This window comes from Amycolatopsis sp. WAC 01376 (assembly GCF_003947415.1).
In the GTDB taxonomy this organism is placed as follows: domain Bacteria; phylum Actinomycetota; class Actinomycetes; order Mycobacteriales; family Pseudonocardiaceae; genus Amycolatopsis.
In genome coordinates this window covers 59,332-73,311 of record NZ_QHKL01000012.1, presented here as the reverse complement: position 1 = coordinate 73,311, position 13,980 = coordinate 59,332, and the positions used below count along the sequence as shown (strand labels likewise).

At 68.5% G+C, this 13,980-nt stretch carries 14 protein-coding genes; 6 read left to right on the top strand and 8 right to left on the bottom strand.

Annotated elements, in window-relative coordinates:
• The first annotated feature begins 24 nt into the window (after window positions 1-24).
• Window positions 25-3,630: a serine protease gene (locus tag DMH03_RS39500; protein WP_125797115.1), complete on the top strand. Its 3,606-nt coding sequence runs from the start codon at window positions 25-27 to the stop codon at window positions 3,628-3,630.
• A gap of 6 nt (window positions 3,631-3,636) precedes the next feature.
• Here DMH03_RS39500 and DMH03_RS39495 read toward each other — a convergent pair whose 3' ends face one another.
• Window positions 3,637-4,002 (bottom strand): CU044_2847 family protein, encoded by a 366-nt coding sequence (locus DMH03_RS39495; RefSeq protein ID WP_125797114.1) that lies wholly within the window; start codon window positions 4,000-4,002, stop codon window positions 3,637-3,639.
• A 74-nt stretch (window positions 4,003-4,076) separates the two neighbouring features.
• Between DMH03_RS39495 and DMH03_RS39490 the strand changes: the two genes are divergently transcribed.
• The gene (locus DMH03_RS39490; RefSeq protein ID WP_125797113.1) at window positions 4,077-4,871 is read left to right on the top strand and encodes a PIG-L family deacetylase; all 795 of its coding nucleotides are present in this window, start codon (window positions 4,077-4,079) and stop codon (window positions 4,869-4,871) included.
• Window positions 4,872-4,874: 3 nt separating this feature from the next.
• Window positions 4,875-5,339 carry a YfbM family protein gene (locus DMH03_RS39485; protein WP_125797112.1) on the top strand — a complete coding sequence of 155 codons (465 nt, stop codon included), beginning with the start codon at window positions 4,875-4,877 and terminating at the stop codon, window positions 5,337-5,339.
• Between the two features lie 97 nt (window positions 5,340-5,436).
• On the opposite strand, the gene DMH03_RS39480 is transcribed toward DMH03_RS39485, so the two are convergent.
• Window positions 5,437-5,844 (bottom strand): RidA family protein, encoded by a 408-nt coding sequence (locus tag DMH03_RS39480; RefSeq protein ID WP_233611857.1) that lies wholly within the window; start codon window positions 5,842-5,844, stop codon window positions 5,437-5,439.
• 48 nt (window positions 5,845-5,892) lie between these two features.
• Here DMH03_RS39480 and mtnA point away from each other — a divergent pair, with 48 nt between their 5' ends.
• A complete protein-coding gene (gene mtnA, locus DMH03_RS39475) occupies window positions 5,893-6,858 on the top strand; it encodes an S-methyl-5-thioribose-1-phosphate isomerase (RefSeq protein WP_125797110.1) in 966 nt (321 codons plus the stop codon).
• Here mtnA and DMH03_RS42755 read toward each other — a convergent pair.
• The 4 genes from DMH03_RS42755 to DMH03_RS39450 form a co-directional block, all read right to left on the bottom strand.
• Window positions 6,830-7,717, bottom strand: a complete 888-nt coding sequence (locus DMH03_RS42755) for a nuclear transport factor 2 family protein (protein WP_233611856.1) — start codon at window positions 7,715-7,717, stop codon at window positions 6,830-6,832. The genes mtnA and DMH03_RS42755 overlap by 29 nt on opposite strands.
• A gap of 84 nt (window positions 7,718-7,801) precedes the next feature.
• Window positions 7,802-9,022, bottom strand: a complete 1,221-nt coding sequence (locus DMH03_RS39460; RefSeq protein ID WP_125797109.1) for a GNAT family N-acetyltransferase — start codon at window positions 9,020-9,022, stop codon at window positions 7,802-7,804.
• Window positions 9,023-9,075: 53 nt separating this feature from the next.
• Window positions 9,076-9,291 (bottom strand): ferredoxin, encoded by a 216-nt coding sequence (locus DMH03_RS39455; protein WP_125785759.1) that lies wholly within the window; start codon window positions 9,289-9,291, stop codon window positions 9,076-9,078.
• A gap of 2 nt (window positions 9,292-9,293) precedes the next feature.
• On the bottom strand, window positions 9,294-10,484 hold the full coding sequence (locus DMH03_RS39450) for a cytochrome P450 (protein WP_125797108.1): 1,191 nt from the start codon (window positions 10,482-10,484) through the stop codon (window positions 9,294-9,296).
• A 112-nt stretch (window positions 10,485-10,596) separates the two neighbouring features.
• Between DMH03_RS39450 and DMH03_RS39445 the strand changes: the two genes are divergently transcribed.
• Both DMH03_RS39445 and DMH03_RS39440 read left to right on the top strand, forming a co-directional pair.
• The gene (locus tag DMH03_RS39445) at window positions 10,597-11,163 is read left to right on the top strand and encodes a TetR/AcrR family transcriptional regulator (RefSeq protein WP_125797107.1); all 567 of its coding nucleotides are present in this window, start codon (window positions 10,597-10,599) and stop codon (window positions 11,161-11,163) included.
• Window positions 11,164-11,204: 41 nt separating this feature from the next.
• Window positions 11,205-12,119: a phosphotransferase family protein gene (locus DMH03_RS39440; RefSeq protein WP_125797106.1), complete on the top strand. Its 915-nt coding sequence runs from the start codon at window positions 11,205-11,207 to the stop codon at window positions 12,117-12,119.
• Here DMH03_RS39440 and DMH03_RS39435 read toward each other — a convergent pair.
• Both DMH03_RS39435 and DMH03_RS39430 read right to left on the bottom strand, forming a co-directional pair.
• Window positions 12,100-13,302 carry a cytochrome P450 gene (locus DMH03_RS39435; RefSeq protein ID WP_125797105.1) on the bottom strand — a complete coding sequence of 401 codons (1,203 nt, stop codon included), beginning with the start codon at window positions 13,300-13,302 and terminating at the stop codon, window positions 12,100-12,102. The two genes, DMH03_RS39440 and DMH03_RS39435, sit on opposite strands and share 20 nt — an antisense overlap.
• Before the next feature lie 77 nt (window positions 13,303-13,379).
• A complete protein-coding gene (locus DMH03_RS39430; protein ID WP_125797104.1) occupies window positions 13,380-13,934 on the bottom strand; it encodes a TetR/AcrR family transcriptional regulator in 555 nt (184 codons plus the stop codon).
• Window positions 13,935-13,980 lie beyond the last annotated feature (46 nt).

Sequence of the window (13,980 nt, the reverse complement as noted above, 5' to 3'; positions counted from 1 at the left end):
CTCGACAGAACCCGAGGGGGGTGCATGTCCGGCCGACGCGCCGCGCTCGCCGCTGCCGCGCAAGCTTCGACGGTGCCATTGACGACACCGTCGGGAAAGAGCAAGGGCACCGGCTTCCACGTCACTTCGACGATGCTGCTCACCTGCGCGCACGTCGTGACGGACGCGGGTCGGCCGGTCGAGTACATGGAGGGCCCCGGTGGCCCCTTCGAAGTCCTGCGGGACTGGCTGCTGCCGGGTGGCCCGGAAGGACTCGACCTCGCCCTGCTGCGAGCGCCCGCGGGCGCCTCGGCTTCGCCTGCTTATCTGTCCGAAGCGACCGCGCCGGGCGACGACCTCTGGGTATTCGGATACCCGGACGGGAACTACCGGGCCGGTGACTCGGTATCGATCCGCCACGACGGAACGTCCGAGCACGTCGCCGGACCGGTACTGCTGAAAGGGACCCAGGGCAGGATCCGGCCGGGAATGAGCGGCGGCCCGGTCCTGAACTGGCGGACCGGCGCGATCTGCGGCGTGGTCCGTTACCGCGACGGAACCCACGAAGACACCGCGCGTTTCGTTCCGATGAGCACAGTCCTCCAGGCCTACCCTGGTCTTTCCGCGGCAAACTCCGCCGAGGCCGCACCATGGCTGCGCCTGCTCGACGACGAACAGATCGACGCGGCGGGCGCCTGTTTCCCCGGTCCGCGGATGCGCCGCTATCTCAAGGCCGCGAGTACGGCCGACGAGATCCATCCGTACGCGGCGATGCTCGACGTCCGGGCGCCGCTGTCGAAGGTCTACCTCCGCCAAGAGGCTTCACGGGGCGAAGCGACGGACGAACTCGCCGAACGCATCGACGGGAACGACCTCCTGCGGCGCTACGAAGGCGCGCAGGTACTCGGCGGTCCCGGCGCGGGCAAATCCAGCCTTGCCAGGTATCTCACCGCCTTGTCGGCACAGCAATGGCTGGACGGTACAGTCGCAGGCGGAGTGCCGATCCTGATCACTGCGGACGCGCTCACCCAGAACGAGGGTCTCGTCGAGATGCTGGCGAGTGGCGTCGTCCAGACCGTCGACCTCGATCTGGACCGGCCGACGCTGACGTCGATGTTCGCCAAGCCGCCGTTCCCCGGCGCGCACTGGCTCGTACTGGTCGACGGGGTCGACGAAATCCTCTACCCGTACCTGCGGGAAGCGGTCCTTTCGAAGATCAGCCGCCACCGATCGGGGGGACGCTACCGGTTCCTGCTGACGACCCGTCCGCTTCCGACCTACCTGCTGAACAAGGTCGCCGACGGCGATCGGTACCCGACGTTCACGATCGAACCGTTCGGTCGTCACGAGCTGCAGACGTTCGCCGCGAAATGGTTCACCCAGCTCGGCCTCCCCGATCCGCGGGCCGCCGCGCTCGACTTCGACCAGCGCGTCGCCCAGGTGGGGATCGGCCATCTCGCGACGATCCCGCTGATCGCGACGATGCTCTGCATCCTCTACGCCAACGCACCGGATCAGCGGCTGCCAGGCAATCGCGCGGAACTCTACGCGGAATTCGTCGAACTGCTGCTGACCAAACGGAAGATCCTCAACGTCCGCGAAATGCTGACGGCCTGGACCAGCCGCAGCGGCCCGCAGGCGGTCGCCGCGAGCGAGGAACTCATCCAGCGCACCCCCGAACTCCTCAAACTCATGGCCTACCAGCAACATCTGGCCGCGATCGACCCGTTCCGCTCCGGCCGGAAACCGGACGCCGTCGCCATTGTCACGGGGGTGGTCCCCAAACCTCCGGACCTGTCCTCCGCCGAGTGGGCCAGTGTGATCCGCGAGGTCCTGCGAAGCTGCGGCCTGCTCGTCGAACGCCGTGGCGATTTCCACTTCCTCCACCAGACCGTGCAGGAATACCTCGCGGCGGCCTACCTCGCCGAGCACTACCCGGACCCACGCAAACGAGCCGCGCGGCGCCAGCTTGTCCCGGGACGGTGGCCGAGACAGGATCTCGAAGTCATGACGTTCCTCGCCGCACTGTGGGCGAAGGACGGCCACGACCTGCATCCCGTCTTGAAACGCCTGCTCGGCCGGAAACACAGCCGGGACAACCACCAACTCGTCCTGGAACTGCACCGGCAGGGAATCCTCCTCCCGGACAGGACGACGGTGAGGCTGACCGACGTCCTCGTACAGTGGCTCCAGGACAAGGGACTGAGCAATCACGAGTGGCGCACGGCGGCGGGCGCGCTCGTCGAGATCAGTCCCGCGCGGGCCACGACGACCTTCGAACGGATTGCGGGGCCCGGCCACAGCTGGCAGCGCCGCTTCGATTCGGCGACCTTTTTGATCGGGATCCTGCCTGAGCTGGGCATCGAAACCTTCGCCGCCCTCGCGAACGACCGAAGAATCGGTGGTGCTGAGCGCTTGAAGGCGGCGAAGCGGCTTCACGATCACGAGCCGGTGCAGGGCATGGCCGCGTTGGCGGACATCGTCAATCGGGGCGAGCCCGACAATCTCAGGGTCGAAGCCGCGCTGTTCGTCGCGGAACACGACCTCCGGACCGGACTGGGACTCCTTCGGACGATCGCCTACAGCAAGCATGTCGAGCCGGCCACGAGGCTCAACGCCGCCCGGCATCTCGCACGGCACGACTCGGCCGAGGCCTTGCTCATGCTGAGCGGCTCGCCCGCGATCCCCGGCGAGTTCCGCTTGGACGCAGCACTCGAGGCGGAGCAATGGGCGGCCGACAGCGCGAGAGCGCAGCTGATCGATCTCGTCGTTAAGCAGCCACTCGGCGTCGCCATCCGGTTCAAGGCGGCGGATCACCTCGCCCGGCAAGGTGACGCCTCCGGGGTGGCCGGATTCCTGGCCATCGCCCGCACCAAAACCGGCGACAGCACGATCAGGGCGAAAGCCGCCGCACGCGCCGCGGAAGCCGACTTCGCCGATGGCCGGCGACTGCAACTCGATCTCATCAGCGATCGTACGATGGGCGACGACCGGATCACGGTCGGCCTTTCCGCCGGTCTTAGGGACCCAGCAGGAGCGGCACGCTCGCTGGCACGCCTCGTCGGAGATCGGGAAGCGGTCCAGGACCGGTACGGCAGAGAGTTCGAAGAAGACAGTATCGACTTCTGGACGAAGGCCGGGCTGGGCGCGGCCGAACTCGATCGTGAGGTCGGCCTCGCCGCACTGGAAAGGCTAGCTCTGGCTTCCGAGTATTCCGCGGTCGAGCGGACGCAAGCGGCCGCGGCCGTGGCGAAGGTGAATCGTGAGAACGGCGTCGCACTTCTTCACAAGCTGAATGGCGATGCTGGTGCTCGCTCACCGGTCCGAATCGAAGCCGCGATCGCGCTCTACGAACTCGATCCGGAGTACGGCACGAAGGCGACTCGGTCCCTGCTTGCGCCGATGGGATCGTTCAGTCATGACGCGCGCATCTCCCTCGGTACGAAGATCGGCCGGAAGGATCCGCAGCTAGGTATCGAGGTTCTGCGCGGCGTCGCCCTCTCCACCCACGTCGGACCGAGACAGAGGCTCGCCGCCGCCACCGCGGCCACTCAGCTGAATCACGCCGCGGGCACGGAGCTCACGGACGCAGTCAGAGACGATCCGGCCGTTCGCGACTACCTGAAGAGCATCGACCGCAGGAAAAGATGAACCCGGTCAACCTTGTTCGGACGGTTCGGTCTCCCCCGGCTTCCATTCCAAGGTCACTTTCACCGTGGCCTTGGCCGTGCCCTTGACGAGGATCGCCGTGAGCTTGCCGCTCTCGACGCCCAACTCGCAGCCGAACTCCACGGCGACCTTGGCGGGTTTGGCCTTCCCCAGCCCGCTCATCACAGCGTCGGTGACCGAGCGCGTCACCGAACCCAGCGCGGCGGAGAACTCACCGAACGCCAGCAGCCTGGAGGCGACCTCTTGGTCCTCCTGCGCCCCGACCATCGCGGCTTCCACCAGGATGGGGCCGTTGTCGGCCTCTACCTGCAAGTACACCGAACGCCCCGGCGTGGTGTGGTCGTCGATCGTCACAAGTCCTCCGCTCAGTGGGTTTCGCGCCGGAACGCTACCGGAATATGTCGGTGCCTCCCGGTAGTTTCCCCACCATGGCCACATTGGTGAGTTTTCACGCCCACCCCGACGACGAGTGCATCGTCGCGGGGGGCGTCATGCGCAAGGCCTTCGAGGAAGGCCACCGTGTCGTGCTCGTCGTCGCGACAAGGGGGGAGGTCGGCGAGGTGCCGGACGGGTTCCTCGACGACGGAGAGGAGTTGTGGCAGCGCCGCGTGCAGGAGACGCACGCTTCCGCCGAGGTCCTGGGGGCCAAGCGGGTGGAGTTCCTGGGGTACACCGATTCCGGCATGATGGGCGAGCCGCGCAACGACGTGCCCGGCACGTTCTGGCAGGCCGACGTCGAGGAGGCCGCGCAGCGGCTGGCCGAGATCCTGCGCGAAGAGCAGGCCGACGTCCTGACCATCTACGACGACAACGGCGGCTACGGGCATCCGGACCACATCCAGGTGCATCGCGTCGGCATGCGCGCGGCCGAGCTGGCCGGCACGCCGCGGGTCTACGAGGCGACGAGCAACAGTGACGAGATGCGCCGCGGCATGGAGGAGGCGGTGCGGACGGGGCAGCTGAAGGCCGAGGACCTGCCCGATTTCGAAGACGGTTCCGAGTTCGGCAAGCCGGAAGAGATCCTGACCGCGAGGGTCGACGTCACCGCGTACCTGCCCGCCAAGCGGGCGGCGATGCGCGCGCACGCCAGTCAGATCAGTGAGGATTCGTTCTTCCTCGCGATGCCGGACGAGGCTTTCGCGGGGGCGTTCGGCGTCGAGTGGTTCATCCGTGCCGGGCAGGGTCCTGGCATCACGGAGACCGACCTCATGGCCGGGCTCTGACCGATGGGCATGTGCGGCGCGTATCTGCGGGTCACGCCCGGGGAATTGCGTGAACTGAGCGAGAAACCCGAGCGGTACTGGGAGTACGCCGAGAAGGCCGCCGGCACCGAACGGGCGGTGGACATCGACAAGGCGTGGCACGCGCTGTGGTTCCTGGTGGGGCGTGCCGGGTTCGAGGTCGACTTCGTGCTGGGCGGGACGCTGCTGGGGGAAGCCGACAGTGACGGGCCGCCGCGACGGTTCACCGCGGACGAGGTGCGGACGATCTCGGCGGAGATGACACGGACCGGGTTCGATCAGCTCTCGCAGGGCGTCGAGGTCTCGGAGCTCGAGGCCGAGGGGATCTACCCGTCGATCTGGGACGAGCCCGACGCGCTGGACTACGTGCGGGGGTATTACGACGAGCTGGTGACCTTCTTCGCGGGGGCCGCGAAGGCCAAGGAGCCGGTCGTCACGATCATCACCTGACGCGGGCGCGCCCTGAAGTCCGTGAAGGCCTCCTTGAGGGACCCAGAGTCCCTCAAGGAGGCCTTCACGGAACTTCGCAGACTCGGCGAGCGAGAGATCAGGCCGTGGCGGCGGTGACGTCGAGCTCGACGAGCTGTCCGGGGTAGCCGAGCTGCGCGACGCCGAGCAGCGTGCTCGCGGTCGTGAAGGCCTCTCCGATCTCCGACTCCACGAACCGGTCCCATACGGCTGAAAGCACCTCGGCGTCCGGCGTGACCACGTAGATCACCGTGCGGACGACGTCGGCCGGGGTCGCCTTGGCGAAGGCGAGCGCGGCGGCGGTGTTCGCGACGACCTGGTCGACCTGGGCGAGGACGTCGCCGTCGACGACCTTGCCGTCTTCGGCGAGCGGGCATTGGCCGGCGAGGTGGACGTCCCGTCGTCCTTCGACGATGGTCACGTGGTGGTAGGTGGGCGTGGGGTGCAGACCGGGCGGATGGTGGCGTTGAATGGTCACGAGCCGCATCCTCACCGAGGCGGTCGCGACGGGACAACCGGATTTCACGGGGGAGCCATGCGCAGGACGATCGACTGGACCGGCGACGCGGTCACGATCATCGACCAGACCGCCCTGCCCGCCGAGTATCGCGTGCTCGAACTGCGCACGGTCGGCGAACTCGTCGGCGCTGTCCAGCGGCTCGCGGTCCGCGGGGCACCGGCTCTCGGCGCGGCGGGGGCGCTCGGCGTGGTGCTCGCGACCCGCGCGAAGGGTGACGTCGAGGCCGAGGCGCGCCGGGTCGCGCAGGCCCGGCCGACAGCGGTCAACCTGAGCTGGGGTGTCTCCCGCGCGCTCGCGAAGCTCCCGGAGGGGCCGGAAGCGGTTCTCGCCGAAGCGCTGGCGATCCTCGACGAGGACGAGCGCATCAACCACGAAGCCTCCCGGCTGGCGACCGAAGTGGTGCTCGAACACTGCGAGCGGCGGCCGTTGCGGCTGCTCAGCCACTGCAACGCGGGCCATCTCGCGACGGTCGGCTGGGGCAGTGCGCTCGGCGTCGTCTGGCATCTGCAAGCCCGTGGCCTGGTCGAATCCGTGCTGGTCGACGAGACCCGCCCGTTGTTGCAGGGTGCCCGCCTGACTGCCTGGGAACTGGCACAGGCCGGTGTCCCGTATCGGATCCAGCCCGACGGCGCGGCCGCCGCCGCGATGGGCCGCGGCCTGGTGGACTGCGTGCTCGTCGGCGCCGACCGGATCGCCGCCAACGGCGACGTCGCCAACAAGATCGGCACTTACGGCCTGGCGATCGCGGCGAAGCACCACGGAGTCCCGTTCGTGGTCGTCGCCCCGTCGTCCACTGTGGACAGCGCGATGCCGGACGGCGCCGGGATCGTGATCGAGGAACGCGATCCCGGCGAGGTCCTGAGCTTCGGCGGTACGAAGGTCGCGCCCGAAGGCGCGGAGGTGTTCAACCCGGCCTTCGACGTCACACCGTTCGACCTGGTCACCGCGGTGGTCACCGAGCAGGGGGTGCTGAACCCGTGAGCAGCTTGGTGAACAGGGCACCCATCTCCGCGTCGTCGTAATTCAGCGGGAGCGTGTCGAAGTAGTAGCGGACCATGCCGGGCTCGGTGCCCACGATCACCCCGAAGTCGATCGTCCGCCCCTTCGCCCGCACGGTCCCGCGGTACTCCTGGAACTTGGTACGCGGACCCGCGGCCGCCTGATCAGCCGTCAGCCGGACGCCGGTCATCGCGCCCGAAAGCCTGCCGAGGTAGGCGAGATGACACTTCGGGTCGGTCACCGGTGCCGTCAGCCCCGGTCCGGTGAAGGCGGGCCCTTGCCGAGGACAGTTGTCGGCGACACCGGCGAACAGTTGCCGAAGTGCCTCCTTTTCGATGGGGCGGAACCATTCCGTCCGATCGTGATAGCGACGCCCCTCGGTGACCTCACCGTTCTCGAGCACCACCCGGTAGACGGCCGGATAGCGCACCATCTGTCCGTTGATCACCGCTTCGTTGGCCGCCTCGTAAAAGACGGCGTCGCCGTTCACCACGATCTTCACCGGGGTGAACCGGAAGGTCGGGAAGGCTCCCAGCAGGGTCCGAAGGTTGTTCTCGATGCCGGCCCTGCCGCGCACCGGCGCGGCGCTGCCCGATTCGGCGAGCGTCCCGTCCGCGGCGAAAACGGTGCCGTACAACCGAACGCGGGCTTCCCGCGCTTCGGGCGTGTCCGAACGCATCGCCCCGAACTCGGTCTGTTTCGTGATGAAGGCACAGGCACTCGGGGACACCTCGCCTTCGACCCGGTCACCCAGCTGATCCAGGATCGGGCAACCCTCGTTCGTCTCCGCCACCGCCTGCCCGCTTCCCATCACCGTCGCACTGACCAGAACCGCCGCCACACCAAGGAATCTCTTGATTTTTCGCACCTGTTCACCCTGGCAAGGGAGACCGTGCGAAGTCGATTACCCGCCAGGTAATGCGGCCTAGAACGATTCGAGACAGGACGGCTCACGGTCGGAGGCGAAGGCCGCCGTCGCCCGCGAAACCGCGCCGGCGGTCCGCTCCTTGATCCGTCCGGCCGCAGCCAGCGTGCTCGGCCGGGTGCCGCCGAGGAAGATCGCGCCGAGGTCGATCACGTCCAGTTCGAGGTCCGGCGCGTCCTCCACCCTGGTCACGTCGGCGTTCCCGCCTTCGTCGGTGACGAGCCGCCAGTTCCCGGTGTTCCACGGGCAGAAGGCGTCGCGCACGCCGAACACCAGATCCACCGGAATGCCGTAGCGGCGCGTCTTCAGCACGCGATCGACGTCGACGAGCCGGACCCAGAGGGAGTCACCGCCGGATCGGCTGATCCTGCGGGGATCGGCGAGGAGGTGGATGAGCGGTTCGTCGAGCGCCGCGAAGGTCTCCACCGTGCCGATCAGGTCGTAGTCGAGCAGGAAGCGGTACAGCGTCGCGTACGTCTCCGGCGTGGTCGCGACCAGTTCCTGCACGATCAACGTCCCTCGCGGGCCTTCTTCGTGCCAATCGCTCTTCACCCGGTAGATCGCGTAACCGTCCGGCAGGACGGCGAACTTCAACGCGGTCGCGCCGTTGCGCCGCCCCTCCGGATCGTCGAGGTTGAACTCCCACGTCGCGCCCGGCCGGTCCAGCGCGCCGACCCGCTGTGGCGCTTCCTTGTCGTAGATCGCTTTGATCAGCGGGATCGCCTGCTCACGCCCGACTTCGCGCACGCGTTCGGCTTCCAGTTCGACACCGGGCTGGTACGCCGCCTTCGCCCGGATCTTCGCGCGGTAGAACTGCGCCGCGAGGCCGTACCCGAAGCGAGGGTAGATGACCGATTCGGACGCCCACAGCGCGGCGATCGGTTCGGCGCCGTCGTCGTGCAGGCCGTGCAACTGCGCCCGCATGACGCGGGTGAGCGCGCCCCGCCGCCGATGTCCCGGAGCGACGCCGACCGACGTGATCCCCGCGAACGGCGTCGGGCCGGCCCCGGGGACGGTGATCTTCCGGCTGAGGATCTCCCCCATCCCGATCAGCTCGTCTCCGTCGAAGACGCCGTGCGAACGGTCGGGCTCGAACACCAGCCCCTCGCGGTGCCGGAACCCCTCCGAGGGGTCGGAGAGGAACGCTCGCGCGAGCATGTCCGAAAGTGCGGGCAGGTCGTCGGTGGTCAAGGTGCGGAGGGTCAAGCCGTCGTCGCTCACCCTGTCGTCCTACGCCTCTTCACCGACGACCGCCACGCATTAACGAGCGGTCATCAGGGCCGCGGCCCGATCACCTCGCCCTTTTCCGTCACCTCGATGGCCATCGCGGGACACGAATCCGCCGCGTCCAGCACCGTCTCGTCCGGATCCACCTCCCCCTTGACCACCGTCGCCGTGGCGCCTTCGAGTTCGAAGACCTCCGGCTTCAGCGCGGCACACATCCCCGAGCCGATGCACGTGTCGCCATCGACGTCGACTTTCCAGCTCATGCTCACCATCCGATCGGCATGGAACGGGGCCCCCGCACCAGCATCTGTGTCTTCCACACGATATCGCCGTCGAGGTGCAGTCCGGGGAGATCTCGCAGCAATGCCCGCATGGCCTCCTGCAGTTCCAGCCTGGCCAGCGGGGCGCCGAGACAGTGGTGCACGCCGTGGCCGAAACCGAGGTGGGGATTGCTCTCCCTGCCGAATTCGAGGGTTTCCGCCGAGGTGAACTGGAGCGCGTCCCGATTGGCGGCACCGATGGCGACCATCACCGGCTCCCCCTCCTTCACCAGCACGTCACCCACGTGGATGTCTTCGGTGGCGTAGCGGGCGAAGCCGGCTCCGGCACCCAGCGGGATGAACCGCAGCAGCTCCTCGACCGCGGCCGGGATCAGGTCGAGGTCCGCGCGGAGGCGGGCGAGCTGGTCCGGCTGTTCGAGCAGGGCGTAGACGAAGTTGGGGATCTGGCTGGCGGTGGTCTCGTGCCCGGCGATCAGGATGCCGATGCACATGTCGACCAGTTCCAGCTCGCTCAGCCTGTCGCGGACGTCGCGCGCTTCGATCAGCGCGGTCATCAGGTCGTCCTGCGGCTGGGCTCGGTGCTGCTCGACGAGCACGTGCATGTACGCCCGCAGCTCGTCCTGGTTGGCCATCATCTCTTCGGTGGTCAGCGGGCTGGTCGACAGCGCGGCGTCGCTCCACACGCGGAACTTCGGCCGGTCCTCGACGGGGACGCCGAGCAGTTCGCAGATCACCGCGACCGGGATCGGCAGCGCGTAGTCCTCGACCAGGTCGGCGGGCTGCCCCTTGGCCTTCATGTCCTCGATCAGCCCTGCCGCCAGCTCGGCGACGCGCGGTCGCAGCAGTTCGACGCGGCGCATGGTGAACGCCTTCGCGACCAGCGTGCGCAGCCGGGTGTGATCGGGCGGGTCCATGCTCAGGATCCCGCCCGGCCGCCTGCCCGGTGCCATCCGCGGCTCGTCCTTCTCCGCGGCCATCGCCCGCGAGAACCGCTTGTCGCCCAGTACGAAGCGCGCGTCGGCGTATCGGGTGGCGAGCCAGGCCGGCTCACCGTGCGGGAGCCGGACGCGGAGCATGCCCTTGGTGGCGCGGGCGGCCGCGTACGCCTCGTCGAGCTCGAGACCGGCGTCTTCGTTGAAGGGATAGGCGGTGAATTCGGTGTCGGTGGTGGTCATTGTCCGGAAACCCCCCGGCTCGGCGGTTTGTAAGCAACTGCTTACAACGCTAACCACGACCACGCTGAGCGTCAATGCGCCTACCGTGCGACGTCCGGCTAGCCTTTGCCCGATGACGGAAGAACCGCAGGTCCGCAAGCGTGACGCGGCCGCGACCCGAGCCTCCCTGCTCGACGCGGCGGCGGCACTCTTCGCCGAGCGCGGCTTCGACCGGACGACCGTGCGGGACATCGCGAAACGCGCCGGGGCCAACCAGGCGCTGCTGTTCCGCTACTTCGGCTCGAAAGACGCCCTCTTCGAGGAAGTCCTGGCACGCGGCGGGCGCGAGCAGCTCGCCACCACGCCACCGGACGAACTGCTCGGGACGGCGTTGCGCAGCATGCTGAAGGCCGACACCGGACGCGACCGCACACTCGACGCGTACCTGCGCTCGACCGGCCACGACAGCGCAGCGGCCGCGGTCCGACGCCGGGCCGCCGAGGAGTACGCGCAGGTGCTCGCCACGCTGACCGACGCCGACGACGCGGACCTGCGGGCCGACCTCATCCTCGCCTGGCTGCTCGGGATCGGCCTGGTCCGCGACATCACCGGCAAGGAGCCGCTGGCCAGCGCGGATCCCGACGATGTCTGCCGCCTGGTGCTCGGCGCGGCACGGACGCTCCTGGAGCGCAGCGGTTAAATGCGTCGCCGCCCGCGCTTCGCTGCTTTACGGTCGGCTCCGTGATCTCGTTCCCGCCCGCCGGCACCGAAGCCGAGTTCGACGCGCTGACCAGGCAAGACCTGCTTCCGGAGGTGACCTCGCTGACCGGTTCGCTCGGTCTCGGCGAAGTCGTCCCGTTCACCGAGGGCTCGCTGCCGGTCTACGCCGTCGGCGACGATCTGGTGCTCAAGCTGTTCCCGCCGGTGCACCTCGACGAGCTCCCCACCGAGAGGACGATGCTCGAGGTCTTGCACGGAAAGCTGCCGATCCCGACCCCCGCCGTGCACGGCGTCGGCGAGCGGGACGGCTGGGGCTACGTGCTCATGGAGCGCCTGCGCGGCGAGACACTGAAGGACGCCTGGCCGAAACTGTCCACAGAGGACAAACAGCGGCTCGCTCCCGAACTCGGCGAGGCGCTCGGCGCCCTGCATTCGCTGCACGACCCGCGTCTCGACGTCCTGGATCCGGCGGACTGGGCCACGTTCGTCGCCGGGCAGCGTGAAAAGGTCGTCGAGCATCACCGCCGGACCGGCCTCGACGAAAGCTGGATCGCGCAAATCCCGGCGTTCCTCGACTCCGTCGATCTCGGCACACCGCCCGTCGTCCCGCTGCACACCGAGTTCATGCGCGACCACCTCATGGTCGTCCACGACGGCGGACGTCCGCGGCTGACCGGGCTCTTCGACTTCGAACCGGCGATGCGAGGTGCGGCCGAGTACGACTTCGTCGCCGTCGGCCTGTTCGTTTCGGGCGGGGACAAGGACTTCCTGCGGCGGCTGCTGGCCGGATACGGCGCCGAGCCGGACGAGCAGTTCTCCCGGCGTTGCCTGGCTTACGCGCTTTTGCACGTGTACAGCAATTTCACCTGGTACTTCAAGGTTCTTCCGGCGCCGGAAGAACCGACGCTGGAGAGCCTCAGCCGCGCTTGGTGGTAGTCCACGTCACCGGCACCGTTTCGGGACCGCGGATCGAAAGCGGCGGACGCCAGACGATGTCCGACGCCGGGACGGCGAGGTCCAGTCCCGGCAGGCCGTCGAGCAGGGACCGGAACGCGATCTCCCCTTCGAGCCGGGCGAGCGCGGCGCCGAGACAGAAGTGGATGCCGTGCCCGAAGCCGAGCTGCGGCGCGTTCCGGCGCCGGATGTCGAACCGCGAAGCGCCGGGGAAAGCGGTTTCGTCACGGTTCGCCGCGCCGGTGTGGGCCAGCACGGCCTCACCGCGCCGGACCAGGCCGCCGCTCAGTTCGACGTCCTCCAGCGCGACCCGGAGCAGCGAGGCGTCGGCCGGTCCGTCGAAGCGCATGATCTCCTCGACGGCCCCCGCCGTCAGCCCGGGATCCGAGCGCAACGCCGCGAGCTGAGCCGGATTCCCCGCCAGCAGGACGATCCCGGTCGCGATCAGGCTGACCGTGGTCTCGTGCCCGGCGAGCAGGAGTTGCGTGGCCAGATCGATCAACTCGGCCTCGGTGAGCCGGTCACCGTCCTCGTCGCGCGCATGCACGAGAGCGCTGAGCAGGTCCTCGCCCGGCTTCGCGCGTTTAACAGTGACGAGTGCCGCCATGTCTTCGGCCCCGTCACGCCGGGCCTGCGCCACTTCCGCCGGGGTGTACGCCATCGGCGTGACGATCACCCGCGACCACTGCCGGAACCGTTCCCTGCCTTCGAAAGGGACGCCGAGGATCTCGCACATGACCGCCGTCGGCAGCGGAAAGGCGAACATCTCCACCAGATCCACCGGCGGACCGTGCTCGGCCAGCTCCCGCAGCAGCGTGTCGGCGATCTCCTGGATCCGCGGCCGCAGCGCGGCGATCCGGCGGACGGTGAAGGCCTGCGCCGTCAGCTTCCGCAGCCGCGTGTGATCCGGCGGGTCCATGTTCAGGATGCTGTGCTCGCCGGTGGAGAAGTCACCCGGTTCGATGAGGCACGGCGCGTCCGGGGCGAGCAGGTTCCGGGAGAACCGGGTGTCCGAGAAGATCAGGCGGACGTCTTCGTACCTGGTCACCAGCCAGCCTTCGCAACCGCTGGGGAAGACGACCCGGGACATCGGCGGATACTCGGCGTAGACCGCGCCCATCGGGGTCGCGGCGTCGTCCTTCGCCGCGGGATACGTGGCTGTCATGGAGCCGATGATGAGTGGCGTGAAGCGCCACTGGAAGGCTCCGGCGGCTCACCCGCCCGAAGAGCCGAAGATCCCTCTCACCCGGTGATAATTCCGCGCAGGAACTCCAGATAGCCCGGCCTCTCGGCCGCGGACAGCAGCGTCCCGCCGCTCGCCCGCTGAGCCTGGATCAAGCCGATGAAAGCCGTGTACGCCAGCAAACCCCGATGCCGGGCCTCGGTTTCCGGGCAGTCCATCTCCAGGAAGCAGCGGACGATGAAGTCGACGCGCCGCGCGGTGACGTCGGCGAGCAGCGGACCGATCACCGGATCGCCGGCGTGGGCGAGCAGCGCCAGCTCGGCCCGCTCGTCGTCCTTGCCCCCGAAGACGAGTTCGAAGAGCTCACGCAGCCTGCGTTCCGGGTCCGCGATGCCGTCCAGCAACGTGATCAGCGCCTCGGTGTCCTGCTCGGCCCACCGGCGCACGGCGGCCTCGACCAGCGCGTCCCGATTCGCGAAATGCCAGTAGAAGCTGCCTTTCGTCGTCCCGAGCTTCGCCGCGAGGGGCTCGACGGCGATCGCGGCGACCCCGCCTTCGCACAGCGCTTCGAGCGCCGCGTCCGCCCAATCCTCACGTGCGAGCTTCCTTTTCACGCCACGTACGCTACCGTACGGAAAACCATACGGCACCGTACGGAGG

Coding starts and splice junctions, on each gene's coding strand:
- DMH03_RS39500 (WP_125797115.1), top strand. CDS start 25: ATGTCCGGCCGACGCGCCGCGCTCGCCGCTGCCGCGCAAGCTTCGACG.
- DMH03_RS39490 (WP_125797113.1), top strand. CDS start 4,077: ATGGCCACATTGGTGAGTTTTCACGCCCACCCCGACGACGAGTGCATC.
- DMH03_RS39485 (WP_125797112.1), top strand. CDS start 4,875: ATGGGCATGTGCGGCGCGTATCTGCGGGTCACGCCCGGGGAATTGCGT.
- DMH03_RS39480 (WP_233611857.1), bottom strand. CDS start 5,844: ATGCGGCTCGTGACCATTCAACGCCACCATCCGCCCGGTCTGCACCCC.
- mtnA (WP_125797110.1), top strand. CDS start 5,893: ATGCGCAGGACGATCGACTGGACCGGCGACGCGGTCACGATCATCGAC.
- DMH03_RS39455 (WP_125785759.1), bottom strand. CDS start 9,291: ATGAGCTGGAAAGTCGACGTCGATGGCGACACGTGCATCGGCTCGGGG.
- DMH03_RS39450 (WP_125797108.1), bottom strand. CDS start 10,484: ATGACCACCACCGACACCGAATTCACCGCCTATCCCTTCAACGAAGAC.
- DMH03_RS39445 (WP_125797107.1), top strand. CDS start 10,597: ATGACGGAAGAACCGCAGGTCCGCAAGCGTGACGCGGCCGCGACCCGA.
- DMH03_RS39435 (WP_125797105.1), bottom strand. CDS start 13,302: ATGACAGCCACGTATCCCGCGGCGAAGGACGACGCCGCGACCCCGATG.